The 24,981-nt window shown below is 61.8% G+C and carries 21 protein-coding genes and 2 tRNA genes; 21 read left to right on the top strand and 2 right to left on the bottom strand.

Features of this window, described 5'->3' with window-relative positions; genetic code table 11:
- Nucleotides 1–37 precede the first annotated feature (37 nt).
- The 3 genes from QWE_RS19625 to QWE_RS19615 are packed head-to-tail and all read left to right on the top strand — an operon-like array spanning nt 38 to nt 5,003.
- Nucleotides 38–1,108: an HlyD family secretion protein gene (locus tag QWE_RS19625; protein ID WP_006727919.1), complete on the top strand. Its 1,071-nt coding sequence runs from the start codon at nt 38–40 to the stop codon at nt 1,106–1,108.
- Nucleotide 1,109: 1 nt separating this feature from the next.
- Complete coding sequence (rbbA, locus tag QWE_RS19620; RefSeq protein WP_006727918.1) at nt 1,110–3,887, top strand: ribosome-associated ATPase/putative transporter RbbA; 2,778 nt, start codon at nt 1,110–1,112, stop codon at nt 3,885–3,887.
- A gap of 3 nt (nt 3,888–3,890) precedes the next feature.
- On the top strand, nt 3,891–5,003 hold the full coding sequence (locus QWE_RS19615) for an ABC transporter permease (RefSeq protein ID WP_006727917.1): 1,113 nt from the start codon (nt 3,891–3,893) through the stop codon (nt 5,001–5,003).
- A gap of 94 nt (nt 5,004–5,097) precedes the next feature.
- Here the strand turns inward: QWE_RS19615 and katG are convergent, their stop codons facing one another.
- Nucleotides 5,098–7,275: a catalase/peroxidase HPI gene (katG, locus tag QWE_RS19610; RefSeq protein ID WP_006727916.1), complete on the bottom strand. Its 2,178-nt coding sequence runs from the start codon at nt 7,273–7,275 to the stop codon at nt 5,098–5,100.
- A 252-nt stretch (nt 7,276–7,527) separates the two neighbouring features.
- Between katG and QWE_RS19605 the strand changes: the two genes are divergently transcribed.
- Together QWE_RS19605 and QWE_RS19600 are read left to right on the top strand one after the other, a co-directional pair.
- Entirely contained in the window at nt 7,528–8,448 is a 921-nt protein-coding gene (locus QWE_RS19605) for a hydrogen peroxide-inducible genes activator (protein ID WP_006727915.1), read from the top strand.
- Nucleotides 8,449–8,501: 53 nt separating this feature from the next.
- The gene (locus tag QWE_RS19600; protein WP_006727914.1) at nt 8,502–9,122 is read left to right on the top strand and encodes a hypothetical protein; all 621 of its coding nucleotides are present in this window, start codon (nt 8,502–8,504) and stop codon (nt 9,120–9,122) included.
- Nucleotides 9,123–9,224: 102 nt separating this feature from the next.
- Here QWE_RS19600 and QWE_RS19595 read toward each other — a convergent pair.
- A tRNA-Thr gene (locus tag QWE_RS19595) sits at nt 9,225–9,299 on the bottom strand.
- Nucleotides 9,300–9,453: 154 nt separating this feature from the next.
- On the opposite strand from QWE_RS19595, the gene QWE_RS19590 reads away from it, so the two are divergent.
- The 16 genes from QWE_RS19590 (at nt 9,454) to QWE_RS19515 (ending at nt 24,980) form a co-directional block, all read left to right on the top strand.
- Nucleotides 9,454–9,768, top strand: a complete 315-nt coding sequence (locus QWE_RS19590; RefSeq protein ID WP_240532590.1) for a hypothetical protein — start codon at nt 9,454–9,456, stop codon at nt 9,766–9,768.
- A gap of 126 nt (nt 9,769–9,894) precedes the next feature.
- On the top strand, nt 9,895–11,187 hold the full coding sequence (murA, locus tag QWE_RS19585) for a UDP-N-acetylglucosamine 1-carboxyvinyltransferase (RefSeq protein ID WP_006727912.1): 1,293 nt from the start codon (nt 9,895–9,897) through the stop codon (nt 11,185–11,187).
- Nucleotides 11,188–11,326: 139 nt separating this feature from the next.
- Nucleotides 11,327–11,764 (top strand): DUF2948 family protein, encoded by a 438-nt coding sequence (locus QWE_RS19580; RefSeq protein ID WP_006727911.1) that lies wholly within the window; start codon nt 11,327–11,329, stop codon nt 11,762–11,764.
- 68 nt (nt 11,765–11,832) lie between these two features.
- Nucleotides 11,833–13,131 (top strand): histidinol dehydrogenase, encoded by a 1,299-nt coding sequence (gene hisD, locus QWE_RS19575; protein ID WP_006727910.1) that lies wholly within the window; start codon nt 11,833–11,835, stop codon nt 13,129–13,131.
- A 3-nt stretch (nt 13,132–13,134) separates the two neighbouring features.
- The gene (locus QWE_RS19570; RefSeq protein ID WP_006727909.1) at nt 13,135–13,608 is read left to right on the top strand and encodes a UPF0262 family protein; all 474 of its coding nucleotides are present in this window, start codon (nt 13,135–13,137) and stop codon (nt 13,606–13,608) included.
- Nucleotides 13,609–13,613: 5 nt separating this feature from the next.
- The gene (locus QWE_RS19565; RefSeq protein ID WP_006727908.1) at nt 13,614–14,075 is read left to right on the top strand and encodes an arsenate-mycothiol transferase ArsC; all 462 of its coding nucleotides are present in this window, start codon (nt 13,614–13,616) and stop codon (nt 14,073–14,075) included.
- Between the two features lie 142 nt (nt 14,076–14,217).
- Nucleotides 14,218–14,436 carry a translation initiation factor IF-1 gene (gene infA, locus QWE_RS19560; RefSeq protein ID WP_004435948.1) on the top strand — a complete coding sequence of 73 codons (219 nt, stop codon included), beginning with the start codon at nt 14,218–14,220 and terminating at the stop codon, nt 14,434–14,436.
- 38 nt (nt 14,437–14,474) lie between these two features.
- Nucleotides 14,475–15,095, top strand: a complete 621-nt coding sequence (locus QWE_RS19555; protein ID WP_006727907.1) for a Maf-like protein — start codon at nt 14,475–14,477, stop codon at nt 15,093–15,095.
- 2 nt (nt 15,096–15,097) lie between these two features.
- A complete protein-coding gene (yacG, locus tag QWE_RS19550; protein WP_006727906.1) occupies nt 15,098–15,310 on the top strand; it encodes a DNA gyrase inhibitor YacG in 213 nt (70 codons plus the stop codon).
- Between the two features lie 206 nt (nt 15,311–15,516).
- A tRNA-Phe gene (locus tag QWE_RS19545) sits at nt 15,517–15,592 on the top strand.
- A 273-nt stretch (nt 15,593–15,865) separates the two neighbouring features.
- Nucleotides 15,866–16,468 carry a TetR/AcrR family transcriptional regulator gene (locus QWE_RS19540; RefSeq protein WP_052018234.1) on the top strand — a complete coding sequence of 201 codons (603 nt, stop codon included), beginning with the start codon at nt 15,866–15,868 and terminating at the stop codon, nt 16,466–16,468.
- Between the two features lie 23 nt (nt 16,469–16,491).
- Nucleotides 16,492–17,649, top strand: coding sequence for an efflux RND transporter periplasmic adaptor subunit (locus QWE_RS19535; protein WP_006727904.1), 1,158 nt, complete (start codon nt 16,492–16,494; stop codon nt 17,647–17,649).
- A 36-nt stretch (nt 17,650–17,685) separates the two neighbouring features.
- Entirely contained in the window at nt 17,686–20,757 is a 3,072-nt protein-coding gene (locus QWE_RS19530; RefSeq protein ID WP_006727903.1) for an efflux RND transporter permease subunit, read from the top strand.
- A gap of 532 nt (nt 20,758–21,289) precedes the next feature.
- Nucleotides 21,290–22,888 (top strand): ABC transporter substrate-binding protein, encoded by a 1,599-nt coding sequence (locus QWE_RS19525; protein WP_006727902.1) that lies wholly within the window; start codon nt 21,290–21,292, stop codon nt 22,886–22,888.
- A gap of 164 nt (nt 22,889–23,052) precedes the next feature.
- Nucleotides 23,053–24,057, top strand: a complete 1,005-nt coding sequence (locus QWE_RS19520; RefSeq protein ID WP_006727901.1) for an ABC transporter permease subunit — start codon at nt 23,053–23,055, stop codon at nt 24,055–24,057.
- Between the two features lie 14 nt (nt 24,058–24,071).
- The gene (locus tag QWE_RS19515; protein WP_006727900.1) at nt 24,072–24,980 is read left to right on the top strand and encodes an ABC transporter permease subunit; all 909 of its coding nucleotides are present in this window, start codon (nt 24,072–24,074) and stop codon (nt 24,978–24,980) included.
- The last annotated feature ends 1 nt before the right edge of the window (nt 24,981 follow it).

Below are 24,981 nucleotides of genomic sequence, written 5' to 3'. Positions count from 1 at the left end.
ATGTCCGGCGATGGCAGGCGGATCTCGGAGATGGCGGATGGCTAAGCGTCAAAGCGGCTGGCTGATCGCATTGCTGCTGATCGTGGTAGGCGGCGGCGCCTATTACGGCTGGAAGACCTTTGAGGGTGATGGCCTGCCGGCCAACATCGCGCACGGCAATGGTCGCATTGAGGCGGTGGAAATCGACATATCCACGAAGACCGGTGGCCGGGTGAAGGACATTCTCGTCGACGAAGGTGATTTCGTCAGCGCCGGGCAGGTGCTAGCCCTGATGGACACGAACCAGCTCGACGCCCATCGCCGTCAGGCCGTGGCCGAACACCGCCGCACGCTCGTCGCCGTCGATACCGCCAAAAGCGTCGTTGCCCAGCGGGAGGCCGAGCGCGAGGCCGCCCTTGCGACGGTTTCCCAACGCGAAGCTCAGTTGAACGCCGCAGAGACCACCTTGGCCCGCACGGAACGGCTGATGGAAAGTCGCACCACGAGCCAGCAGGTGGTCGACGACGGCCGTGCTGCAGCCGCAAGCGCCCGTGCTGCTCTTGCCGCATCGAGAGCCCAGGTGGCGGCCTCGGAGGCTGCAATCGGTGCAGCCCGGGCTCAGGTGATCGATGCCGAAGCCGCTGTTGCTGCCGCTTCGGCTGCAATCGAGAGCATAGATGCCGACATTGCCGACAGCACGCTAAGAGCGCCGAGGGATGGTCGCGTGCAGTACCGCGTTGCCCAGCTCGGCGAAGTTCTGGGCGCAGGCGGTCGCGTCTTGAACATCGTCGATCTCTCCGATGTCTACATGGCCTTCTTCCTGCCGACGGCAGAGGTGGGGCGCATCGCGCTCGGAAGCGAAGCCCGCATCGTGCTCGACGCCGCCGCGGCCTATACCATTCCGGCCAAGATCAGTTTCGTTGCCGATGTCGCGCAGTTCACGCCTAAGACGGTGGAAACCGACGAGGAGCGGCAGAAGCTGATGTTCCGCGTTAAGGCGAAGATCCCCGAGGCCTTGCTCAAGAAGTACATCCAGCAGGTCAAGACCGGCCTGCCAGGGATCGCCTATGTCAATCTCGATCCTGCTGCTCCCTGGCCCGAGAGCCTGACGACGACACTGGTGCAGTGACATGAACGGCGTGGCGCAAACGCGATCGGACGATCCTGTCGTGCGCCTTCAAGGGGTAAGCCTTGCCTATGGCAAGACGCTGGCGCTCAACGATGTCTCGCTGGATGTGCCGGCAGGCCGTATGGTTGGTTTGATCGGCCCTGACGGCGTCGGCAAGTCGAGCCTCCTGTCGCTCATTTCCGGCGCCCGCAAAATCCAGACAGGTCGGGTCGAGGTCTTCAGCGGCGACATGGCGCGTGCCTCGCACCGCCGCAGATCCTGCCCGCGCATCGCCTATATGCCGCAGGGACTGGGCAAGAACCTCTATCCGACGCTCTCGGTCTTCGAAAATGTCGAATTCTTCGGCCGCCTGTTCGGCCAGGACCGGCGCGAGCGCGAGCGACGCATTGCCGGCCTCTTGCACGCCACCGGCTTGACGCCCTTCGCTGATCGTCCGGCAGGGAAGTTATCGGGCGGTATGAAACAGAAGCTCGGTCTCTGCTGCGCCCTTATTCACGATCCCGATCTTCTGATCCTTGATGAACCGACGACTGGCGTCGACCCATTGTCGCGCCGGCAGTTCTGGGAACTGATCGACGGCATCAGGGCCGACCGTCCCGGCATGAGCGTCATCGTGGCGACTGCCTACATGGAAGAGGCCGAGCGCTTCGACTGGCTGGTCGCCATGGACGGCGGGCGCATACTGGATACGGGGACCCCGGACGAGTTGCGGAAGAGAACGGCAACCACGACACTCGATGCTGCCTTCGTCGCCTTGCTGCTTCAGGAGAAGCGCGGTCGAAACGAACCGCTGCGGATTGCGAAACGTTCTGAGGCGGATGGCGGCGACATCGCGATCCGTGCGGATCATCTGACCATGCGCTTCGGTGATTTCACCGCCGTCGATGATGTCAGTTTCGAGATCCCGCGCGGCGAGATCTTCGGTTTTCTCGGTTCGAACGGCTGCGGCAAGACGACGACGATGAAAATGCTGACGGGGCTGCTGGCCGCGACCGAGGGCAGGGCGGAGGTCTTCGGCCATCCAGTCGATGCTAAGGACATCGCGATCCGCCGCCGCGTCGGCTATATGAGCCAGGCCTTCTCGCTTTACGGCGAACTGACGCTCCGGCAGAACCTCGAACTGCATGGCCGTCTCTTCGGGATGCTGGATGCCGAAATTGGGCCGCGGCTGAAGGAACTGGCGAACCGATTTGGCTTGGTCGAGACGCTGGAAGAACTGCCCGATGCTCTGCCGCTCGGGATACGCCAGAGGCTGTCGCTCGCCGTCGCCCTGATCCACCGTCCCGACATCCTGATCCTCGACGAACCCACATCGGGTGTCGATCCGGTGGCGCGCGACGGCTTTTGGGCTTTGCTGGCCGACCTCTCCCGGCGCGACAGCGTGACCATCTTCGTCTCGACCCATTTCATGAACGAGGCGGCACTGTGCGACAGGATCTCGCTGATGCATGCCGGCAAGGTTCTGGTCACTGATACGCCCGAGGCAATCGTTTCAGGCTGTGGCGCCGAAAACCTGGAGCAGGCCTTCATCCATCATCTGGAGCAGGCGATCGGCGAAGAAGTCGTACCCACTTTTCGCTCTGGCGAGGTTGAAGACGCTGCAATCTCAGCGCCCGCGCCATCGACGGAAGTGAAACGTCATCGCCCGCTGCTTGATCGTCGCCGGCTGCTCGCCTTCAGCCGTCGCGAAGCGTTGGAGCTTGTCCGTGACCCTATTCGAGCGACGCTTGCCATGCTCGGCAGCCTCATCCTGATGTTCGTCATCGGCTATGGCATCAATCTCGATGTCGAGAACCTGACCTTCGCCGCACTCGACCGCGACGACACGGTCTTGAGCCGGGAATACATCGCGGAGATCGCCGGTTCCCGATATTTCATCGAGCGTCCGCCACTGGCCGACTACCAGGAACTCGATCGCCGCATGCGCGCTGGCGACATCAGTCTCGCGATCGAGATCCCGCCAGGCTTCGGCCGCGATCTTGCCCGCGGCAATCGCACTGTCGACGTGGGTGCCTGGATCGACGGCGCGATGCCGGCTCGGGCCGAAACCGTCTCGGGTTATGTCCAGGGCATGCACGCGACCTGGCTCGCCCGCAAGGCGCGCGAACTCTATGGCGACAAGGCCACTCTGGCGCCCTTCGAGATCGAATTGCGCTATCGCTACAATCCGAATGTGGAAAGCCTGGTCTCGATGGTCCCGGCTGTGATCCCGCTCCTGCTGATGCTCATTCCGGCCATGCTGTCGGTGTTGAGCGTGGTGCGTGAAAAGGAACTCGGCTCGATCATCAATTTCTACGTCACGCCCGTCACGCGTCTCGAATTTCTGCTCGGCAAACAACTGCCCTATATCGGCATCGCCTTCCTGAATTTCCTGATCCTAACGGCCTTCGCCGTCTTCGGCTTCCAGGTGCCGCTCACCGGAAGCTTTGCGGTTCTGGCGCTGGGAGCCTTGCTCTACGTCTTTGCCGCAACCGCGCTCGGTCTCCTCCTGTCGAGCTTCATGAAAAGCCAGATCTCCGCGATCTTCGGCACCACGCTGATCACGATCATCCCGGCAGTCCAGTTTTCCGGCATGCTGTCGCCGGTCTCGGCTCTGCAAGGGGCAGGGGCTCTGATCGGGCAGATCTATCCGGCGAGCCATTTTGTCACCATCTCGCGCGGTGTCTTCTCCAAGGGGCTGACCTTCGCTGATCTCGAGCCTCAACTGCTGGCGCTCGCAATCATCGGTCCGCTTCTGTTGGCCGCAGGGACCTTGCTCCTCAAGAAACAGGCGGTCTGACCCATGCGGCTGGCGAACATTTTTGAGCTCGGCATCAAGGAACTCCGCGGTCTCGCCCGGGACCCGGCGCTGCTGCTCCTGATCGTCTATGCCTTCACCTTGAACATCTACACGGCCGCAACCGCCGAGCCCGAGACGCTGAACAAGGCGGCGGTCGCGATTGTCGACGAGGACCGGTCGCAAGTCTCGTTGCGCATCGAAAGCGCGCTCTACCCGCCTTATTTCCTGCCCCCGCAGATGATCACACCGGCCGAAATCGATCCCCGCATGAATGCCGGCCTCGACACCTTCGTGCTCGACATTCCGCCCGGTTTTCAGCGCGATCTTCTGGCCGGTCGCAGTCCGCAGATCCAGCTCAATGTAGATGCGACCCAGATGACCCAGGCCTTTTCCGGCGGCAGGTACATTCAGGAAATCGTCACGCGTGAAGTGACGGATTTCCTCAGCCGGGGAGACCCAGCGGACCAGGTGAGCGTCGGTCTGTCGCTCCGGGCGCGCTTCAATCCCGAGCTCGACAAAGGCTGGTTCGGCGCGATCAATGAAGTGATTTCTGCCGTCACCATGCTGTCGATCATCCTGACCGGTGCAGCCCTGATCCGGGAGAGAGAGCACGGCACGATCGAACATCTCCTCGTCATGCCGGTCACGCCTGCGGAGATCATGCTGAGCAAGATCTGGTGTATGGGGCTGGTCGTGCTGCTGGCGACGATGTTCTCGCTCTTCGTCGTCGTGCAAGGCGCGCTAAACGTGCCCCTTCAGGGCTCCATGACCCTTTTCCTTATCGGGGCAGCGCTACAACTGGTTGCCGCGACATCCATGGGCATCTTTCTCGCCACGGTCGCCGGTTCGATGCCGCAGTTCGGTCTGTTGCTGATGCTGGTTCTTCTGCCATTGCAGATCCTGTCGGGCGGCATGACGCCGCGCGAAAGCATGCCCGAGGTGATCCAGTGGATCATGTCGGCGGCACCCAACACGCATTTCGTCATCATGGCTCAGGCGGTTCTCTTCAGGGATGCCGGGCTCGATGTCGTCTGGCCGCAGATCCTGGCGCTGCTCGCCATCTCGGCCGTCTTCTTCGTCCTGTCCCTGCGCCGCTTCCGCGCCTTCCTGCGCTGAAACAGCAAAAAGCCGGAGAGGCGGCTGCATCTCCGGCTTCTTCTAGCGGTTCCGAGCCTCGGGGCACGAGGCTCGTTGCTCGTTGCCGTAGCTTTCAGGCTTCGAGATCGAAGCGATCGGCGTTCATCACCTTGACCCAGGCAGCCACGAAGTCCTTCACGAACTTCTCCTGGTTGTCGTCTTGGGCGTAAACTTCCGCATAGGCACGCAGGACCGAGTTCGAACCGAAGACGAGATCGGCGCGGGTCGCGGTGAACTTCTTCTCACCGGTCTTGCGGTCGCAGATGTCGTAGGAGTTCTTGCCCGTCGGCTTCCAGGTGAAGCCCATGTCGGTCAGGTTGACGAAGAAGTCGTTCGTCAGCTGACCTTCGCGGGTGGTGAAGACACCATGCTTGGTGCCGCCATAGTTTGTGCCGAGCACGCGCAGACCACCGAGCAGCACCGTCATTTCAGCGCCCGTCAGACCCATGAGCTGGGCGCGGTCGAGCAGCATCTCTTCGGGGCTGACGACGTAGTCCTTCTTGGTCCAGTTGCGGAAGCCATCGGCCAGCGGCTCGAGCGGGGCGAAGCTTGCGGCATCCGTCTGCTCGGCAGTCGCGTCGCCACGACCAGCGGCAAACGGCACGGTTACATCGTAACCGGCAGCCTTGGCCGCCTTCTCGATGCCGACATTGCCGGCCAGCACGATGACGTCCGCGACACTTGCGCCGAATTCCTCGGCGATCAGTTCGAGCACCGAGAGAACCTTGCCGAGACGGGCCGGCTCATTGCCTTCCCAGTCACGCTGCGGGGCGAGACGAATGCGGGCACCGTTTGCACCGCCGCGCATGTCGGACTGGCGGTAGGTCCGGGCGCTGTCCCAGGCTGTGGCAACCAGTTCGGCGATCGACAGACCGGAAGCTGCGATCTTCGCCTTGACGGCGCCGACGTCGTAGTTCTTGGCGCCAGCCGGGATCGGGTCCTGCCAGATCAGGTCTTCGGTCGGAGCTTCCGGACCAATGTAGCGAACCTTCGGACCGAGATCGCGGTGGGTCAGCTTGAACCAGGCGCGGGCAAACGTGTCCTGGAAGTAGGCCGGATTCGCCATGAACTTTTCGCAGATGGCGCGGTAGGCAGGGTCTACCTTCATGGCCATGTCGGCATCGGTCATCATCGGCATGCGACGGATCGTGGGGTCGGTGGCGTCCACCGGCATGTGCTCTTCGCGGATACCGATCGGCTGCCACTGCTGTGCACCGGCCGGGCTGTGCGTCAGTTCCCAGTCGTAGCCGAACAGCAGCTCGAAATAGCCCATATCGAACACGGTCGGATTGGCCGTCCATGCGCCTTCGATGCCCGAGGTCACGGCGAGGCTTGCCTTGCCATTCTGGTTCGGGTTCATCCAGCCGAAGCCCTGGTTTTCCAGGTCGCCGGCTTCCGGCTCGACGCCGAGTGCCTGGGCATCACCATTGCCGTGTGCCTTGCCGACGGTGTGGCCACCAGCGGTCAGCGCTGCGGTCTCTTCGTCGTTCATCGCCATACGGGCGAAGGTCTCGCGCACCTGAGCGGCGGTCGCCATCGGATCAGGCTTGCCGTTCACACCTTCCGGGTTCACGTAGATGAGACCCATCTGCACGGCGGCGAGCGGGTTTTCCATCGTGTTCGGCTTGGTCACGTCTTCGTAGCGGCTGTCGGAAGGGGCAAGCCACTGCTTTTCCGCACCCCAGTAGACGTCCTTTTCCGGGCCCCAGATGTCGGGACGGCCGAAGGAGAAGCCGAAGGTCTTCAGACCCATGTCTTCATAGGCAACGGTACCGGCAAAGAGGATGAGGTCGGCCCAGGAGATCTTGTTGCCGTACTTCTTCTTCAGCGGCCACAGCAGGCGGCGCGCCTTGTCGAGGCTGGCATTGTCAGGCCAGGAGTTGAGCGGAGCAAAACGGATATTGCCGGTGCCGCCGCCGCCACGGCCGTCGGCCAGACGGTAGGAGCCGGCAGAATGCCAGGCGAGACGGATCATCAGGCCGCCGTAGTGACCCCAGTCAGCCGGCCACCACTCCTGGCTGTCCCGCAGCAGGGCCTTCATGTCCGCCTTCAATGCGGCGACGTCGAGCTGCTTGACGGCTTCACGGTAATTGAAGCCCTTGCCCATCGGATCGGTCTTGGTGTCGTGCTGGTGCAGGATGTCGAGGTTCAGCGCATTTGGCCACCAGGCCATGACGTTTGCGCCGCTTTCGGTGTTCGAGCCGTGCATCACCGGACATTTGCCGGCGTTTTTGTTGCTCATGGTATCCATGTTTGCCTCCTTGAAGTACCCGCTTGTCCAGGATCGGATCGCTGACGCGCCTTGAAGAGCATGTCAGCATCACAAGCCGATGAACTGTCGGCGGGACATCCCGCCTGACCCGCCGTTGCCCGGATCCGTGTGGTCACAGGCTAAAGGATCGCCCCCTTAAAGGCGACCCGACGACGTCATCTGGAATTGTTCTAGCAAACCATTTCGATTAATGTAATTTGGAAATTGTGATCAGTTCCATAGGAAAAGGTTATGATCAATTTCACCCTTCGCCAGCTCCGCTATTTCGAGGCGCTGGCCCGTCACGGCCATTTCGGACGCGCTGCCGAAGACTGCGCGATCTCCCAGCCGGCACTCTCGGTCCAGATCAAGGATCTCGAGGAGGCGCTCGGCGCCGAACTCTTCGAGCGTGCCGCCCGCCAGCTTCGTCTCTCCGCCTTCGGGGAGGAGTTTCTCCTGCGCGTGCGCGACATCCTGAGGTCGGTCGACGAGTTGGGTGATCTCGCCCGCGCCCATCGCAAGCATCTCGTCGGACGCCTGCGTATCGGCGTCATCCCGACGGTCGCGCCCTATCTGCTGCCGGGCATGATCTCGGCGCTCACCCGCGAAAACGCCGATCTCGACATTCACGTGCGCGAAACGGTGACGCCGAAGCTTTTGCAGGAACTGGCGGAGGGGCGGCTGGATACGGCGATCGTGGCACTGCCGGTCTCGGAGCCGGCCATGACCGAAACGCCACTCTTCGAGGAAAACTTCGTTCTGGTTCGCCCGAAGGAGGATGCTGAAAAGCCGGTTCCGGACCGCGAGATGCTGCGCGAAATGCGGCTTCTGCTTCTGGAGGAAGGGCACTGCTTCCGGGAGCAGGCGCTCTCATTCTGCGACATCGGCGCGGTGCGTCCGCGCGAGATCCTGGATGGCAGCTCGCTCTCGACCCTCGTCCAGATGGTCGGCGCCGGCATCGGCGTGACGCTGATCCCGGAGATCGCCATGCCGGTCGAAACCCGCTCGGCCGACGTCTCGATCGCCCGTTTCGCCGATCCCCAACCCTCACGCACGATCGGCATGATCTGGCGCAGGACGAGCCCGATCGCCAAGCAGTTGATGGAAGTGGCCGAGGTGGTGCGCCGCTCGGCCGACGCCCTTCATCTTCGAGCGTTCAACCAGTCTTTCTGACGGCGGAAACTTTCTCTCCCGAGAGTCGTTCGGAAACGAAAGGGAGCGGCGCCATGTGGTTCTGGCTGAAGGAAAATCATGCAATCGTTTCAGCGCTGTCGAGCCTTGCGATGCTGGGCGTCTGGATGCTCTATCTGCATCTTTTCTATTCGAGCTACCGGCATCAGATCCGACCCAAGATCCTGATCACCAGGGGAGGCGGTGATACTGTCGCGGCGCGTTGTATCGTCACAAACATGAGCTCCGAGACTATTTTCGTTCAGGCGGTGTTCTTGCGGCTTTCCTACCCCGACCGCGAGCAGATTTACTCCCTGAGTGAAACCGACCGCGCAGGGTTTTCGCCCTCGGATCGACGCAGTGAACTTGTGCAGGGCCCATTGCGTAGCGGCGATTTCCTCGATCTCGGTTCCTTCGAGGACCTGCTGTCCAGCGTGATTGAAACGGGAGACGCTCGGCAAGAACTCGCCGCCGCGCATAGGCTGTCCGTGCTCGCTGTCGGCAGTTACACATGGCACGACCGCGTCGTGGCGGCCGAAAGATCATTCCGTCTCAAGCGAAACAAGGCAGAGGAAATCACACTGATCCCGACACAGGTATTCGCACGGCAGATCACGTCCAGAGCCGAACGCCGGCGAGTTGCCGAAATGATGGAACAGGAAGCCGGGCTGCGCTAGAGGCGTCGTCGCCGGTCCTATCCGCGCGGAAGCGCGCAGCCACGGTACACGGACTCGTGCGCGATACGAGGTTTTGGAAAGCGCGATTTGTTTTGCGGGAAATGGTGCTGCTAGAGAGATTTGAACTCTCGGCCTCTCCCTTACCAAGGGAGTGCTCTACCCCTGAGCTATAGCAGCATCTGGCGGGCGGAGATTGTGTGCCGCCCGGAACGAGGCGCCTATTGCCACAGAGTTTTGGGGTGCGCAAGCCATAAAGCGTTCGGGCGGCCAAGTTTTGTGACGGGATGTGAAGGGACTTTCCGATTTTTATCCGATCGGATATCACCCGCTCATGACAAATGACCCGGAAAACAAGGGCGAAGCGGACGAAGGCCGGCCCGAAGCCGCGCCGCTCGCCGATCGTGGAAAACGTGCGCTCTCTGATGCGGAAGCGCGCCGCCGTGAGCGGGCTGCCGCCAAGCTCAGAGAAAATCTTGCCCGCCGCAAGCAGCAGTCGCGTGCGCGTCGGGCCGGTGAGGCTGAGGATGGCGTCGGTCTGCCGGCTGCGCGCGCCGCATCGCAGGATATGGGCCGCGAGGCCGGGCATGCGGAAGCGGAGGCGGACAAATCCGATCCTGCCGCAAATTCGTCCAAACCCGGTGATTAACCGAGCGTTGCGGCGTCAATTGAACCGCTCGTGGTTTTCGTCTAAAGAGCCAGCCTCGCCGGATTGGCTTCCCCTCACACCTTCTTCAGGAAAGGCGGGCATTTCTCGCCCGTATCGCAGGCTCTCATGGATCGCATCAGGATTGTTGGTGGCAATGCGTTGAACGGGATCATCCCGATCTCCGGCGCCAAGAACGCAGCGCTTCCCCTGATGATCGCGTCGCTCTTGACCTCTGACACGCTGACGCTGGAAAACGTGCCGCATCTGGCAGACGTCGAAGGCCTGATCCGCATTCTCGGCAATCACGGGGTTGATATCGCCGTCAACGGTCGCCGCGAACATCAGGACGGTTCCTATTCGCGCACCGTGCATTTCACCTGCCGCACTGTCGCCGACACCACGGCACCCTATGAGCTGGTGTCGAAGATGCGTGCCAGCTTCTGGGTCATCGGTCCGCTGCTCGCCCGCGAGGGGCAGGCCCGCGTTTCGCTGCCCGGTGGTTGCGCCATCGGCACGCGTCCGGTCGATCTCTTCATCGAGGGGCTGACGGCGCTCGGCGCCGAGATGGAAATCGACGGCGGCTACATCAATGCCAAGGCGCCGAAGGGCGGCCTGATCGGCGCCCGCTACACCTTCCCCAAGGTCTCGGTCGGCGCGACGCATGTGATGCTGATGGCAGCCTCGCTCGCCCGCGGCACCACTGTGATCGGCAACGCCGCCCGCGAGCCCGAGGTCGTCGATCTCGCCAACTGCCTGATCGCCATGGGTGCCAAGATATCCGGCGCCGGCACCTCCACCATCACCATCGAAGGTGTGCCGAGCCTCTCCGGCGCGCGTCACCGCGTTCTGCCTGACCGCATCGAGACCGGCACCTATGCCATGGCGGTCGCCATGACCGGCGGCGACGTGACGCTCGCGGGCACCGAGCTTGGCTTGCTCGACACCGCAATTGAAGCGATCCGCCGCGCCGGCGCCGAAGTTTCGGCCGTTGAGGGCGGCATCCGCGTCATCGGCCATGGTGACGCGATCCGTCCGGTCGATATCGTCACCGAACCCTTCCCCGGTTTCCCGACCGACCTTCAAGCGCAGTTCATGGGTCTGATGACCCGCGCCAACGGCGTCTCGCATGTCACCGAGACGATCTTCGAAAATCGCTTCATGCATGTGCAGGAGCTCGCCCGCCTTGGCGCAAAGATCACGCTGTCGGGCCAGACAGCCCGCATCGAGGGCGTTTCGCGCCTGCGCGGCGCACCGGTCATGGCAACCGATCTGCGCGCTTCCGTGTCGCTGGTCATTGCCGGCCTGGCCGCCGAAGGTGAAACCATGGTTTCCCGCGTCTACCACCTCGACCGTGGCTTTGAACGGCTTGAAGAAAAGCTCACCCGCTGCGGCGCCGTTGTCGAGCGCATCAGCGACTGATCCTGCCGGGCATCATCTCTTTCTGAGCGATACGGGGCGAAAAGTCTTTTTGCCCCGTTGCCACTGGACAAGCCGCAACCTATGTCGAAAACATGAAATTCGACAGGAAGGCCGTCTTCGGGCGGCACGGTGAGGTGACATGACGGACTTGAAGCTTCTGGCGCTCGACAATGATGATCTCGCGATCATCTCGGCCCATATGCAGGATGCCGTCTTCAAGGTCGGCGATCTCAGTTTTTCGGCTCGCTCGGGTCTGTTTTCGCTGGCGGCCAACCGTTTCGTCTGGGAAAAGGCGGCGCGTGCGACGAAAAGCTTCGAGCGCCGCCGCGCGGCCTTGAGCTTCAAGCGTGTGGAAGCCGTACGCTCGATCGGTTTCGACCGCGGCAAGGCGGAGGAAGTCATGAGCCTGCTCGCGATCCGCTACGTGCCGAAGGGTGAGGGGCCGGAAGGCGTTGTCGAACTCGTGCTGGCCGGCGGTGGCATGATCGCGCTGGAGGTGGAATGCATCGAGGCGCAACTTGCCGATACCGGTGGCGCCTGGGAGACCATGGCCCGGCCGGAACACGAAGCGGGCTGAAAAGGCTTCTCCGCGCAGGTTGCTGCGTGGTTCTTTGAATTGAGAATGCGAAGAGGGAATTACGGGGCGTGGCAATCTGGCTGGATCAGGCATCGGGGGATTTCGAGGCGCATTTTGCTGCCTTCCTGACGACCAAGCGTGAGGTATCCGACGACGTCAACGATGTCGTGCGCAAGATCATCGACGATGTGCGCGCGCGCGGCGACGCGGCCCTTGCCGAATACTCCAAACGCTTCGATGGCGTGGATTTTTCGACCGTCTCCATGCGGGTGACGGAAGAAGAAATTGCAGACGCACTCGCCTCCACCGCGCCGGAACTCATCGACGCGCTGAAGCTTGCTGCCGAACGCATCGAACGCCATCACGCCCGGCAGATGCCGAAAGACGACATCTACGAAGACGCAATCGGGGTGGGCCTCGGCTCTCGCTGGACGGCAATTGATGCCGTCGGCCTCTATGTGCCCGGCGGCACCGCGAGCTATCCGAGCTCGGTGCTGATGAATGCGTTGCCGGCCAAGGTGGCAGGCGTTCCCCGTGTCGTGATGGTCGTGCCGGCAACCGGCGGCGCCATCAACCCGACGGTTCTCGCGGCGGCCAGTATTGCCGGCGTTACCGAGATTTACCGCATCGGCGGCGCTCAGGCCGTGGCGGCACTCGCCTATGGCACGGAGACGATCGCCCCCGTCGCCAAGATCGTCGGCCCGGGCAATGCCTATGTCGCCGCTGCCAAGCGCCAGGTCTTCGGTACGGTCGGTATCGACATGATTGCCGGCCCATCCGAAGTTCTCATCATTGCCGACAAGGACAATGATCCGGATTGGCTGGCGGCCGACCTGCTGGCCCAGGCCGAGCATGACCCCGGCGCCCAGTCGATTGTCATCACCGATGACCGCGCGCTGGGCGAGGCGGTCGAAGCCGCCCTCGAGCGCCAGCTCAAGTCGCTGCCGCGTGCAGAGACGGCGTGCGCCAGCTGGCGCGATTTCGGTGCGATCATCAAGGTCGAGAAGCTGGAAGATTCCATTCCGCTCGCCAACCGCATCGCCGCCGAACATCTGGAACTGGCCGTCGACGATCCGGAACCCCTAATCGAAGGCATCCGCAATGCCGGTGCGATCTTTGTAGGTCGCCATACGCCCGAAGTGATCGGCGATTATGTCGGCGGGTCCAACCACGTTCTGCCGACGGCGCGCTCGGCGCGCTTCTCCTCGGGGCTGGGTGTTCTGGACTATGTCAAGCGCACCTCGATCCTGCGGCTCGGACCGGAGCAGCTGCGCAAGCTGGCACCGGCGGCCATCGCGCTGGCGAAATCCGAAGGCCTTGAGGCCCATGCGCGTTCCGTTTCCATCCGGCTCAATCTCGGGGACTAGAGGATGGCGGCGGGCGACTTCCGGCTCTCAGATGTCGTGCTGGACGAGACCATCGGGCGCTCGACCCCTGATGTCGAGCATGAGCGGGCGGTCGCCATCTTTGATCTGATCGAGGAGAATTCCTTCGAGCCCGTCGGTCATGCCGGCGGTCCCTACAAGCTCTACCTGTCGCTGGTCGACCGCAAGCTCGTCTTCTCGATCAAGACGGAGAGTGGTGAGGACGTGGCCGTCCACATCCTCTCGCTCACGCCCCTGCAGCGGATCATCAAGGACTACTTCATGATCTGCGAGAGCTATTACGAGGCGATCCGTTCCTCGACCCCCTCACAGATCGAGGCGATCGACATGGGACGTCGGGGCATCCACAACGACGGCTCGCAGACGCTGATGGACAGGCTCTCGGGCAAGATCAAACTCGATTTCGATACGGCCCGCCGTCTCTTTACCCTGGTCTGCGTGCTCTATTGGCGGGGCTAGAGCCGATGACCGAGGGCGCAAACGAGAGCCGCCGCCAATCGCGGCCGGGCGCTGTCCTCTTCATGTGCGGCCAGAACGTCATTCGCAGCCCCATGGCGGAGGCGATCGCCAAGCAGGCCCTGCCGTCCGGCACCTGGGTCGCCTCTGCCGGCGTGAAGAAAGGCGAGCGCGATGCCTTTGTCGATGTCGTGCTCGACGAGATCGGCCTTTCGCTCGGCCGCCGCCAGCCCCAGACGCTGGAGGATATGGAAGACGACTACTTCGACCTCGTGATCACCCTGACGCCCGAGGCGCATCATTCAGCCCTGGAGCTGACGCGCCACTCCGCAGTCGAGGTCGAGTATTGGCCGATGCCGGATCCGACCGTTGAAACGGGCAGCCGCGAACAGCGGCTTTCCGCCTACCGGGATGTACGGGATCGCCTGACAAAGCTGATCCGTGAAAGGCTGGTGCTTCCGCCGGAATAGCGGTGGTTTCACCTCTCTTGAAACAAATTCCAAAAGCCGAATCTACAAGGTTCACAAATGCCGGGCGATTGTGTAGTTTCCGCCCACATTTTCAGGGGCCCCTCGTGCGCCCCTCCAAAACCCCAGGAAAGACAACCGCTCTATGGCAAAAGAAGAAGTCCTCGAATTCCCCGGCGTCGTCACCGAATTGCTGCCGAACGCCACCTTCCGTGTGAAGCTCGAAAACGAACATGAAATCATCGCCCATACCGCCGGCCGCATGCGCAAGAACCGCATCCGCGTTCTCGCAGGCGACAAGGTCCTGGTCGAGATGACCCCTTACGACCTGACCAAGGGCCGTATCACCTACCGCTTCAAGTAAGCCTTGGGACCGCACCGGGGCTTTAGGATCGCGCACGCATGGAACTGAGACAGAAGCTGATTTTGGCCTCCGGGTCGCCGCGTCGCGTGGATCTCCTGAAGCAGGCCGGCATCGAGCCTGCGCGTCTCATGCCGATGGATCTCGACGAGACGCCCAAGAAATCAGAACATCCCCGCTCGCTTGCCCGTCGCCTGTCTGCGGACAAGGCCAACGCCGCCTATCAGCAGGTGCGCAAGGATCTGACCTGGGGAGGCAGCTATATCCTGGCCGCCGACACCGTGGTCGCGGTTGGCCGCCGCATTCTGCCGAAGGCGGAACTGATGCAGGAGGCTTCCTCGGCGCTGCATCTGCTCTCGGGTCGCAGCCACTGGGTCTTCACCGGCGTCTGCCTGATCGGCCCCGATGGCAAGCAGCGCCAGAAGATCGTCGAGACCAAGGTCCGCTTCAAGCGCCTGTCAGGCTACGACATCGAATGCTACCTTGCGTCAGGCGAATGGCGCGGTAAGGCCGGCGCCTATGCCATCCAGGGTATTGCCGGCAGCTTTGTCCAGAAGATCGTCGGCTCCTACACCAATGTCGTCGGCCTGCCGCTCTTCGAGACGCTGCAGATGCTCTCCGGCGAAGGCTATGACGTGCACACCGGCTGGACGGAGGGCTGACGATGTCGCAGGGAGACGAACAGCGGACCGCCAAGGTCGAGCCGCTGCGCAAGGCGCGGCCATGCCCCGAATGCCGCCGCCCGTCGACGCGGGACAATTACCCGTTCTGCTCCGACCGCTGCCGAAATCTCGACCTCTCGCGCTGGCTGAAGGGCTCCTATGCCATCCCGGTTGCCGACGACGAGTCCAAGGCGGACGACGACTACCGCGACTGATCGCTAGCCGATCGTAAAGCGTGTTCGCGACCTCCCCCGATCCCCTTGTTCTCGTTCACCTTTCAGCGATTTTCACATCTTCTTCAAAAAAGTGGCCGAAGCCGCTGGACATGGCCGAACAAGATGTTATAACCCCGCTCGCTCCCGGGGACATGCCCCGGCGGTCTTGAAAGAAAGACCGGCAGGCTTGGAAAACAAGCCGAGATGCCCGGATAGCTCAGTTGGTAGAGCAGCGGATTGAAAATCCGCGTGTCGGTGGTTCAAATCCGCCTCCGGGCACCATTTTTCTTCAAACTTCCCAAACGTAATATTGGTCGTCACCCCACAGGCTTTGACCCAAAGCGTTCGTTTCGGCGTCCTTAAAAAGTCACGCGCCACATCTGCATTTTAGCTCTTTCTTTAGGCTGTATGGCGCTTCTTGTCCCTGCTTGCCATTGTTCTCGTGAGGCCTCTCGCCTCTGCTCAATTCACGCATCGCTTAACAAAGCCGATTGACCAGTGACGATTTTTGATTTACGACTGACGAAATTCAAAAATCGTCAGTCGTAAATCATCATGACCCCGAGCACAGTGCAGTCAACCGAAACAGCCGATATGGCCACCCGCATCCTTGAGGCGGCGGAGGGGCAATTTCGTCACTACGGATACAGCAAGACGACCGTCGCCGATGTGGCGAAGGAACTCGGCATGTCGCCGGCCAACATCTACAGGTTCTTCGGCTCGAAGAGCGAGTTGCTGGAGGGGGTCTGTGCCCGCCTCCTGCATCAGAGCCTGTCAATCGCCCAGTCCATCGCCGCCCTTCCGGTCAGTGCGGAGGAAAGGCTGCGCCGCTATTCCATGATGCATTTCGAGTTCACCGTGGCCACCATGCTCGATGAGCGCAAGGTGCATGACATGGTCGTGGCCGCGATCGAGCAGAGCTGGGGCGTCATCGACAAGCACATCGACGAAATCCAGGCCATCCTGACCGACATCATTACGGAAGGCATGGAAAAGGGAGAGTTCGCCAAGGGCGACCCGGCCCATGCGGCGCGCTGTTTCGGCGCGGCGACCTCGCCACTGCACCATCCCCAGATGGTCGCCCAATGTATCGGCAAGACCAATCGCGCCGGTCCGGAAGATCTGACCGAATTCGCCATCCGAGCCCTCAAAGTCTGAGACCCCGCCGGGGAGGAACCACTATGTCCGCCAGCGTCCGCCTGTCCCTGAGTGCATTGTCCCTTTTCGCCGCCTTCGGGCTCGCCGCCTGCACGGAAGGCGGTGCGGAAACGGTGGAGCAGCCAAGCCTTCGCCCCGTGAAGGTGATCGAGGTCGAGGCGCCCTCGACCGCGCGCGAATTGCGCTATTCCGGAACGGTAAAGGCGCGCAGCGAAGCTGCCGCCGGCTTTCGGGTGGCCGGCAAGATCATCGAGCGCCTGGTCGATATCGGCGATCGTGTGATGCCGGGTGACGTGCTGGCGCGTCTCGACGTGACGGATTACCAGTTGCAGATGCGCAGTGCCGAGGCGAGCCTTGCCGCAGCCGACCGCCAGCTGGAAACGGCCGATTTCGCTCTCAAGCGCGCCGATGCCCTTTACCGCCAGCAGGTGACGACCAAGGCGCAGCTCGAGCAGGCGCAACTCACCTATAACCAGGCCCTCGCCACCCGCGACAGCCAGCGTTCTTCGCTGGAGCAGGCGCGAAACCAGGTCGCCTATGGCGAGCTGAAGGCCGACAAGCCGGGCATCGTCACCGCCATCAGTGCTGATGCAGGCCAGGTCGTGGCAGCAGGCAGCCCTGTTGTCACGGTCGCCGCCGACGGCGAGAAGGAAGCGCTGATCGCAGTGCCGGAGAATGAGATCTTCGCATTCGCTCCAGGCAAGCAGGTCGAGGTAGGCTTCTGGTCGAAGGATGGCCTTGCCCTCAAGGGAACCGTTCGCGAAGTTGCCGGCAGTGCGGATGCTACGTCGCGAACCTTTGCCGTGCGCATCACGCTTCCCGAAAATCCGCAGATCCTGCTCGGCATGACCGCGCGTGTCACGGCGCTTGCGCCGTCGGACAAGAATCTGTTCGAGCTGCCGCTGTCCGCCCTTGCCCAGGATGCCGCCAAGCAGCCGAAAGTCTGGACCGTCGACCGCACCGCCGCGACCGTTCATGCGCGACCGGTCACGATCGACACGTTTTCCGATACGGGGATCCAGGTGTCTGCAGGTTTGAAACCCGGCGACCTCGTGGTCGTGGCAGGCACGCAGTTCATGGCGGAAGACATGAAGGTTCGGCTGGCCAACGAGAACCTGTCGCGGTCGGCCGAGGCTGATCAGACAACCGCCACCGTCACGCCCGACGCCGCCACCCGGTAAGCCCAGCGCGCCCCCTACCTTCGGGACATTTCAATCATGGCAAACTCTCCTGTCGAACCGGGCTCGTTCAACTTGTCCCGTTGGGCCATCGCTCATCCCAGCATTGCCCGTTTCCTCTTCGGCCTGATCATCCTCACGGGTCTCTTCGGACTGATGCGCATGGGCCAGAAGGAAGATCCTGACTTCACCTTCCGCGTCATGGTGGTGCAGGCCTTCTGGCCGGGCGCATCGCTGGCCGACATGCAGGATCAGGTGGTCAACAAGATCGAGCGCAAGCTGCAGGAGACGCCCTATCTGGACTGGGTCAAGTCCTACACCCGGCCGGGCTCGGCGATCATCACGCTGCAGGTGACGGGCAACACCGATGCCAACGACGTGGCCGATGCCTTCTATCAGGTGCGTAAAAAAGTCGGCGACATCGAAAACGAACTGCCCGAAGGCTTGTTGGGCCCTTACTTCAACGACGAGTTCGGCGATACCTACATCACGCTCTATGCCCTGACCGGCGATGGCTACAGCTATCCCGAGTTGAAGCAATACGCGATCCAGGCACGCGATGTTCTGTTGTCCACTGAGGGTGTCGAAAAGGCCGTGATCCTCGGCGACCAACCGCAGAAGATCTTCATCGAAGTATCCTCCCAGGCGCTCGCCGAACGTGGGCTGACCTTCACCGATCTGCAAAGTGCGCTTGCCGGCCAGAATGCGATCGATGCCACGGGGAGCATCGACACGGGATCCAGATCGGTTCGCATATCCGTCGATGGCGGTTTCTCCGCCGCGGAAGACATCCGCGAACTGCGCCTCAATTCCGGCAACCAGGTCACGCGTCTGGGTGATATCGCCACTGTCACCGAAGGTCTGGAAGATCCCTATCAGCGCAAGTTCCGGTTCAACGGCAAGGATTCCGTTCAGGTCGGCGTCGTCATGGCCAAGGGCTTCAAGGTGACCGATGTCGGTGATGCCGTGGAGGAGACCCTGGAGCGCTTCGAGGCGACCCTGCCGATCGGTCTGGAGGTCTCGCAGATTTCCAACCAGCCGGAAGTGGTTCGTGAGGCGATCGGCGAATTCATGAAGGCGCTCGGCGAAGCCCTGCTGATCGTGCTCGTCGTCTCCTTCGTCTCCATCGGCTGGCGCTCTGGTCTGGTGATTGCGATCGCCATCCCGCTGGTGCTCGCCGCGACCTTCGCCGTCATGTACGAACTCGGGCTCGACCTGCAGCGTATCTCGCTCGGTGCCCTCATCATCGCGCTCGGCCTTCTGGTCGACGACGCCATGATCGTCGTGGAGATGATGGAGCGAAAACTGGAGGAAGGGCTCGAGAAGCTGGATGCGGCGAGCTTTGCCTATTCCTCGACAGCCTTCCCGATGCTGACCGGAACGCTGATCACCACGGCCGGTTTCATCCCGGTTGGCTTTGCGGAATCGACCGCCGGTGAATATGTCCGCTCGCTGTTTTATGTCGTGGGCATCTCGCTCATCATTTCCTGGTTCGTTGCCGTGTATTTCACGCCCTGGCTCGGTTACATGATCCTGAAGCAGAGGGCGCATGCCGGCAGCCATCACGACGCTTTCGACACCCGGTTCTACCGTCGCCTCCGCGCGACCGTCTCCTGGGCCGTGGAGCACCGCATCATCGTGATCGTCTCGACGCTCGCCATCTTTGCGGTCAGCCTCTGGTCCTTCCAGTTCATCCCGAAGAACTTCTTTCCGCAATCGTCCCGCCCGGAAATCCTTGTCGACATGTGGCTGCCCGAGGGCACCTCGATCAAGGAAGTCGAGGCGGAGGCCCAGCGCCTCGAAGCGGAACTGCTGACCGATCCGGATCAGCGCTTCGTCGCAACCTATGTGGGCGAGGGCGCGCCGCGCTTCTTCCTGCCGCTCGACCAACAGTTGCGCAATCCGAACTATGCCCAGCTTCTGGTCATGGCGAGGGATGAGGATGCGCGCGAACGCCTGATCACCAAGCTGCGCATGAAGCTGGCGGAAGACTTTCCCTCAGTGCGGGGCAAGGTCGATCGGCTCTTCCTGGGGCCGCCGACCGGTTGGGCCGTGCAGATGCGTGTGAGCGGACCGGAGCGGGACGAGGTGCGTCGCATTGCCGATCAGGTGAAGGCGCGCTTCAACCAGAACCCGATCCTGCAGGCTGTCCACGACGATTGGCTTGAGCCTGTCCCCGCTATGACGCTGGTCGTCGACCAGGATCGTGCCCGTGCCCTCGGCGTCTCGTCCCAGCGCCTGCGCCAGATGCTGCAGGCGACGATGAGCGGTGCGCCACTCGCCGACGTTCGCGCCGGTGAGGAAACGATCTCGATCGTGGCCCGGGAGCCGGAGGATAGTCGCCGCCTGTTGACGGCAGTCAATTCGATCTATGTCCCGACCGATCTCGGCGCTTTCATTCCCTTGTCGCAGATCGCCAAGGTCGTTCCGAAGCTGGAGCAGGGGATCGAATGGCGACGCAATCGTTTGCCGACGATTACAGTGCGCGCCACTTTGCCGGATGGTGTGCAATCGAACGATGTCACCTTGAAGATGTTCGACGAAATGCAGTCCTTGCGCGACAGTCTGCCCGCCGGTTACGCGATCGAGATCCAGGGCGGTGCGGAAGACAGCGCCGAAAGTCAGAATTCGATCGCGGCCAAGGCGCCGATCATGCTGCTGGTCATCGTGGTTCTGCTGATGATCCAGTTGCAGCATTTCGGCAAGGCCATGCTGGTGCTGGCGACCGGACCGCTCGGCATCATCGGGGCCGCCGCCGCACTCCTCATCTCCGGAGCCCCCTTCGGATTTGTCGCAATCCTCGGCGTCATTGCCCTGCTTGGCATCATCATCCGCAACTCGATCATCCTGATCGATCAGATCGACCAGGACATCGCAGCCGGCATGGAACGACGTGAAGCGATCATCGGCTCGGCTGTGCGTCGTTTCCGCCCCATCATGCTGACGGCGCTGACCGCAGTCCTCGCGCTGATCCCGATTTCACGCGGCATCTTCTGGGGGCCGCTGGCTTACGCAATGATGGGTGGCATTCTTGTTGCAACCGTCCTGACCATTCTGGTTCTGCCCGCAGCCTATGCTTTCTTCTTCGGTCGCTCTCCCCACAAAGCGTGACCGAAGGAGAGGGGGAGGGGATCCCCAAGCCCCTCCTCCTCTCCCCCTTTTTGCGGTGGTGGAGGCCACCGATTTCATTGTTTTTTTTGATTGGTTGATAAATTTTCTTTCCATTGCTAGACCGCCTCAGCAGGGCCGAGAGTGCTTGTCTTATTGCGACGCATCAACCGATGCGGCCTTGATTCTCAAGGGCTATCAAGGATCTCTAATTTCCGATGAGTTCGCAGTGAGCCCTGTCGCCTCACAAAACAATTGAGCTGCCGAACAGCGATTGTGGCGAAAACCAGACCAATTCTGTGACGGAATTGAGCCGAATCTCTCTTTACAACGTTTCCGAAGGCGATAAGACACTCCATCAGTGATCGGGTGGACGACCTCTGCTGCTTGTCAGATTACGACGCGCGGCTGGAAGCCCTTCGATCGCCGGAAGACCGGTTGACCCCGACCTTCACAAAACACGGGCGCGATCCACGCGCCGCGGGACCAAAAGAACCGGCGAAGGCGCACGCCCTTCGCCTTTGGGAGACTGCTCATGAAAACCAAGTTCGCACTTGCTGCCGCAGCCCTTGCAGCGGCAACCTTCCTGTCGGGCGCGGCAAGCGCCAAGACCTTCGTTTATTGCTCGGAAGGTTCGCCGGAAGGTTTTGACCCCGGCATGTACACCGCCGGCACCACCTTCGACGCCTCCGCCCATCCGATCTACAGCCGTCTGATGGAATTCAAGCCGGGCACGACGGAAGCAGAAGCCGGTCTCGCCGAGAGCTACGAAGTCAACGCCGAAGGCACCGAATACACCTTCAAGCTCCGCTCGGGTGTCAAGTTCCACACGACCGACTTTTTCACCCCGTCGCGTGATTTCAACGCTGACGACGTGATCTTCTCGCTGGACCGTCAGCTGAAGGCCGATCATCCGTGGAACCAGTATGTTGCTGGCACCTCCTGGGAATATGCCGCTGGCATGGGCTTCCCGGAGCTGATCAAGACGATTGAGAAGGTCGATGACATGACTGTCAAGATCACGCTCAACAAGCCGGAAGCGCCGTTCCTCGCGAACCTCGCAATGCCTTTCGCTTCGATCGTCTCGAAGGAATATGCCGACAAGCTCGAAGCTGAAGGCAAGAAGGAACAGCTGAACCAGATGCCGGTCGGCACCGGTCCGTTCTCCTTCGTCGGCTACCAGCAGGACGCCGTCATTCGTTACAAGAAGAACGCCGACTACTGGGGTGGCGCGCCGAAGATCGACGATCTCGTCTTCGCAATCACCACGGACGCTGCCGTTCGCTACCAGAAGCTCAAGGCTGGCGAATGCCACCTGATGCCGTTCCCGAACGCAGCCGATGTCGAGACCATGAAGTCCGATCCGGCTCTGACCGTGATGGAGCAGGAAGGCCTGAACGTGGCTTACCTCGCCTACAACACGACCCAGGCTCCCTTCGACAAGCCGGAAGTCCGTAAGGCTCTGAACAAGGCGATCAACAAGGAAGCCATCGTCGACGCCGTATTCCAGGGCATGGCGACTCCGGCCAAGAACCCGATCCCGCCGACCATGTGGTCCTACAACCAGTCCACCCAGGACGACGCGTATGACCTGGAAGCCGCCAAGGCCGAACTCGAAGCCGCTGGTGTCACCGGCCTTTCGATGAAGGTCTGGGCAATGCCGGTTTCGCGTCCCTACATGCTGAACGCACGTCGCGCCGCTGAAATCATCCAGGACGACTTCTCCAAGATCGGCGTGACCGTCGAGATCGTCTCCTACGAATGGGCCGAGTATCTCGACCGTTCGAAGGCCAAGGATCGTGACGGTGCCGTCATGCTCGGCTGGACCGGCGACAACGGCGACCCGGACAACTTCCTCGACACGCTGCTCGGCTGCTCTGCCGTCGGTGGCAACAACCGCGCTCAGTGGTGCAACGAGGAGTTCGACGCCCTGGTGAAGAAGGCCAAGGTCACCTCCGACCAGGCCGAGCGCACCAAGCTCTACGAAGAAGCACAGCTCGTCTTCAAGCGCGAAGCACCTTGGGCCACGATCGACCATTCGCTCTCGATCGTCCCGATGCGCAAGGAAGTCACTGGCTTCGTCCAGAGCCCGCTTGGCGACTTCACCTTCGAAAACGTCGACATCGCCGAGTAATCGAAACAGACAATCTTTCGCCGCGGGCCTTGGCCCGCGGCGTTTGTCGTTGATACGAGACCGATCTCGCGTCATGCTCGAACGCTCAGGCGGAGCGGTTCTGGCAAACCTCAGACGGCCACGGGGCCGTGGTTCGACCTCCTTAAAAACAACAGGTCTCACACATGTTTGGCTTTCTCCTGCGACGGCTCGCCGTCTTGATCCCGACCTTTATCGGCGTCTCGATCATTGCCTTCGCTTTCATCCGGCTTCTCCCCGGCGATCCGGTTGCGCTGCTCTCCGGTGAGCGCGTTATGTCGCCCGAGCGTCATGCACAGATCAGTGCGCAGCTCGGTCTCGACCGTCCGCTCGTCATCCAGTACTTCGATTATCTCGGTGGCGTCCTGACCGGTGATTTCGGCACATCGATCGTCTCGAAAAGCCCGATCATCGACCAGTTCTTCGCGCTGTTCCCCGCAACGGTCGAGTTGTCCCTCTGTGCGATCCTTCTGGCCGTCGCCATCGGCGTTCCCGCCGGTATCATCGCTGCCATCAAGCGTGGCTCCTTCTTCGACCAGACCATGATGGGCATCGCCCTCGTCGGCTATTCCATGCCGATCTTCTGGTGGGGCCTTCTGCTGATGATCCTGTTTTCCGGCATCCTGCAATGGACACCGGTATCGGGTCGTATCTCGCTGATGTACTTCTTCCCGCCGGTCACGGGCTTCATGCTGATCGACAGCCTCCTGTCGGGTCAGAAGGGTGCCTTCGCCTCGGCCGCCAGCCATCTGATCCTGCCGACGATCGTGCTTGCCACAATTCCGCTCGCCGTCATCGCCCGTCAGACGCGCTCGGCCATGCTCGAAGTCCTGTCGGAAGACTATATCCGCACGGCACGCGCCAAGGGCCTCTCGCCCTTCCGCGTCGTTGGACTGCATGCGCTGCGCAACGCGATGATCCCGGTCATCACCACGATCGGCCTGCAGATCGGCGTCATGCTCGCAGGCGCTATCCTCACCGAAACGATCTTCTCCTGGCCGGGTATCGGCAAGTGGATGGTCGACAGCGTGTTCCGTCGTGACTACCCGGTCATCCAGGGAGGTCTCCTCCTGATCGCCGGCATCATCATGGTCGTGAACCTCATCGTCGACCTGCTCTACGGCCTGATCAACCCGCGCATCCGCCACTAGAAGGATAAAGTCCCATGGCAGAGACAACAGTCAGCCAGCCGGTTTCGAGCGCTCAGATGCGCCGCCAGATGCTGGCCGAGTTCTGGTTCTACTTCTCCGAAAACCGCGGTGCCGTCATGGGCCTCGTCGTTTTCGTTGCCCTCGTGCTGATCGCCGTCTTCGCCGGCGTCATCGCACCGCATTCGCCTTTCGAGCAATACCGCAACGCAGTTCTCCTGCCGCCGGCCTGGTTGGAAGGTGGCAACTGGAGCTATCCGCTCGGCACCGACCCGGTCGGCCGCGATATCCTGTCCCGCCTGATCTACGGCTCGCAGTATTCGCTCTTCATCGGCGTTTTCGTCACCACGTTGTCGCTGACAACAGGCATCGCAATCGGTGTCATCGCCGGTTACTACGGTGGCTGGCTCGACACGGCGATCATGCGCCTGATGGACATCATCCTGGCCTTCCCGTCGCTGCTGCTGGCCCTCGTGCTCGTTGCGATCCTCGGTCCCGGCTTGACCAATGGCATGATCGCAATCGCGCTTGTCTTGCAGCCGCATTTCGTCCGTCTGACCCGCGCAGCGGTGATGTCGGAAAAGACGCGCGACTATGTGACGGCCGCCCGCCTTGCAGGTGCAAGCCCCTTCCGCCTGATGTTCAAGACGATCCTGCCGAACTGCATGGCGCCGCTGATCGTCCAGGCGACGTTGTCCTTCTCCAATGCCATCCTCGATGCGGCTGCCCTCGGCTTCCTCGGCATGGGCGCCCAGCCGCCGGCTCCCGAATGGGGCACGATGCTCGCCGAAGCGCGCGAATTCATCCTGCGCGCATGGTGGGTCGTGACCTTCCCGGGTCTCGCCATCCTGATCACCGTTCTCGCCATCAACCTCATGGGTGATGGCCTGCGCGATGCGCTCGATCCCAAGCTGAAGAGGTCCTGAT

Origin of the sequence: Agrobacterium albertimagni AOL15, assembly GCF_000300855.1 — a bacterium.
Classification (GTDB): domain Bacteria; phylum Pseudomonadota; class Alphaproteobacteria; order Rhizobiales; family Rhizobiaceae; genus Allorhizobium; species Allorhizobium albertimagni.
This window is presented reverse-complemented; position numbering and strand designations above follow the sequence as displayed.

Bases quoted from the DNA above. Each gene is read 5' to 3' on its own strand.
- QWE_RS19625 (WP_006727919.1), top strand. From the start codon at position 38: ATGGCTAAGCGTCAAAGCGGCTGGCTGATCGCATTGCTGCTGATCGTG.
- rbbA (WP_006727918.1), top strand. From the start codon at position 1,110: ATGAACGGCGTGGCGCAAACGCGATCGGACGATCCTGTCGTGCGCCTT.
- QWE_RS19615 (WP_006727917.1), top strand. From the start codon at position 3,891: ATGCGGCTGGCGAACATTTTTGAGCTCGGCATCAAGGAACTCCGCGGT.
- katG (WP_006727916.1), bottom strand. From the start codon at position 7,275: ATGGATACCATGAGCAACAAAAACGCCGGCAAATGTCCGGTGATGCAC.
- QWE_RS19605 (WP_006727915.1), top strand. From the start codon at position 7,528: ATGATCAATTTCACCCTTCGCCAGCTCCGCTATTTCGAGGCGCTGGCC.
- QWE_RS19600 (WP_006727914.1), top strand. From the start codon at position 8,502: ATGTGGTTCTGGCTGAAGGAAAATCATGCAATCGTTTCAGCGCTGTCG.
- QWE_RS19590 (WP_240532590.1), top strand. From the start codon at position 9,454: ATGACAAATGACCCGGAAAACAAGGGCGAAGCGGACGAAGGCCGGCCC.
- murA (WP_006727912.1), top strand. From the start codon at position 9,895: ATGGATCGCATCAGGATTGTTGGTGGCAATGCGTTGAACGGGATCATC.
- QWE_RS19580 (WP_006727911.1), top strand. From the start codon at position 11,327: ATGACGGACTTGAAGCTTCTGGCGCTCGACAATGATGATCTCGCGATC.
- QWE_RS19570 (WP_006727909.1), top strand. From the start codon at position 13,135: ATGGCGGCGGGCGACTTCCGGCTCTCAGATGTCGTGCTGGACGAGACC.
- QWE_RS19565 (WP_006727908.1), top strand. From the start codon at position 13,614: ATGACCGAGGGCGCAAACGAGAGCCGCCGCCAATCGCGGCCGGGCGCT.
- infA (WP_004435948.1), top strand. From the start codon at position 14,218: ATGGCAAAAGAAGAAGTCCTCGAATTCCCCGGCGTCGTCACCGAATTG.
- QWE_RS19555 (WP_006727907.1), top strand. From the start codon at position 14,475: ATGGAACTGAGACAGAAGCTGATTTTGGCCTCCGGGTCGCCGCGTCGC.
- yacG (WP_006727906.1), top strand. From the start codon at position 15,098: ATGTCGCAGGGAGACGAACAGCGGACCGCCAAGGTCGAGCCGCTGCGC.
- QWE_RS19540 (WP_052018234.1), top strand. From the start codon at position 15,866: ATGACCCCGAGCACAGTGCAGTCAACCGAAACAGCCGATATGGCCACC.
- QWE_RS19535 (WP_006727904.1), top strand. From the start codon at position 16,492: ATGTCCGCCAGCGTCCGCCTGTCCCTGAGTGCATTGTCCCTTTTCGCC.
- QWE_RS19530 (WP_006727903.1), top strand. From the start codon at position 17,686: ATGGCAAACTCTCCTGTCGAACCGGGCTCGTTCAACTTGTCCCGTTGG.
- QWE_RS19525 (WP_006727902.1), top strand. From the start codon at position 21,290: ATGAAAACCAAGTTCGCACTTGCTGCCGCAGCCCTTGCAGCGGCAACC.
- QWE_RS19520 (WP_006727901.1), top strand. From the start codon at position 23,053: ATGTTTGGCTTTCTCCTGCGACGGCTCGCCGTCTTGATCCCGACCTTT.
- QWE_RS19515 (WP_006727900.1), top strand. From the start codon at position 24,072: ATGGCAGAGACAACAGTCAGCCAGCCGGTTTCGAGCGCTCAGATGCGC.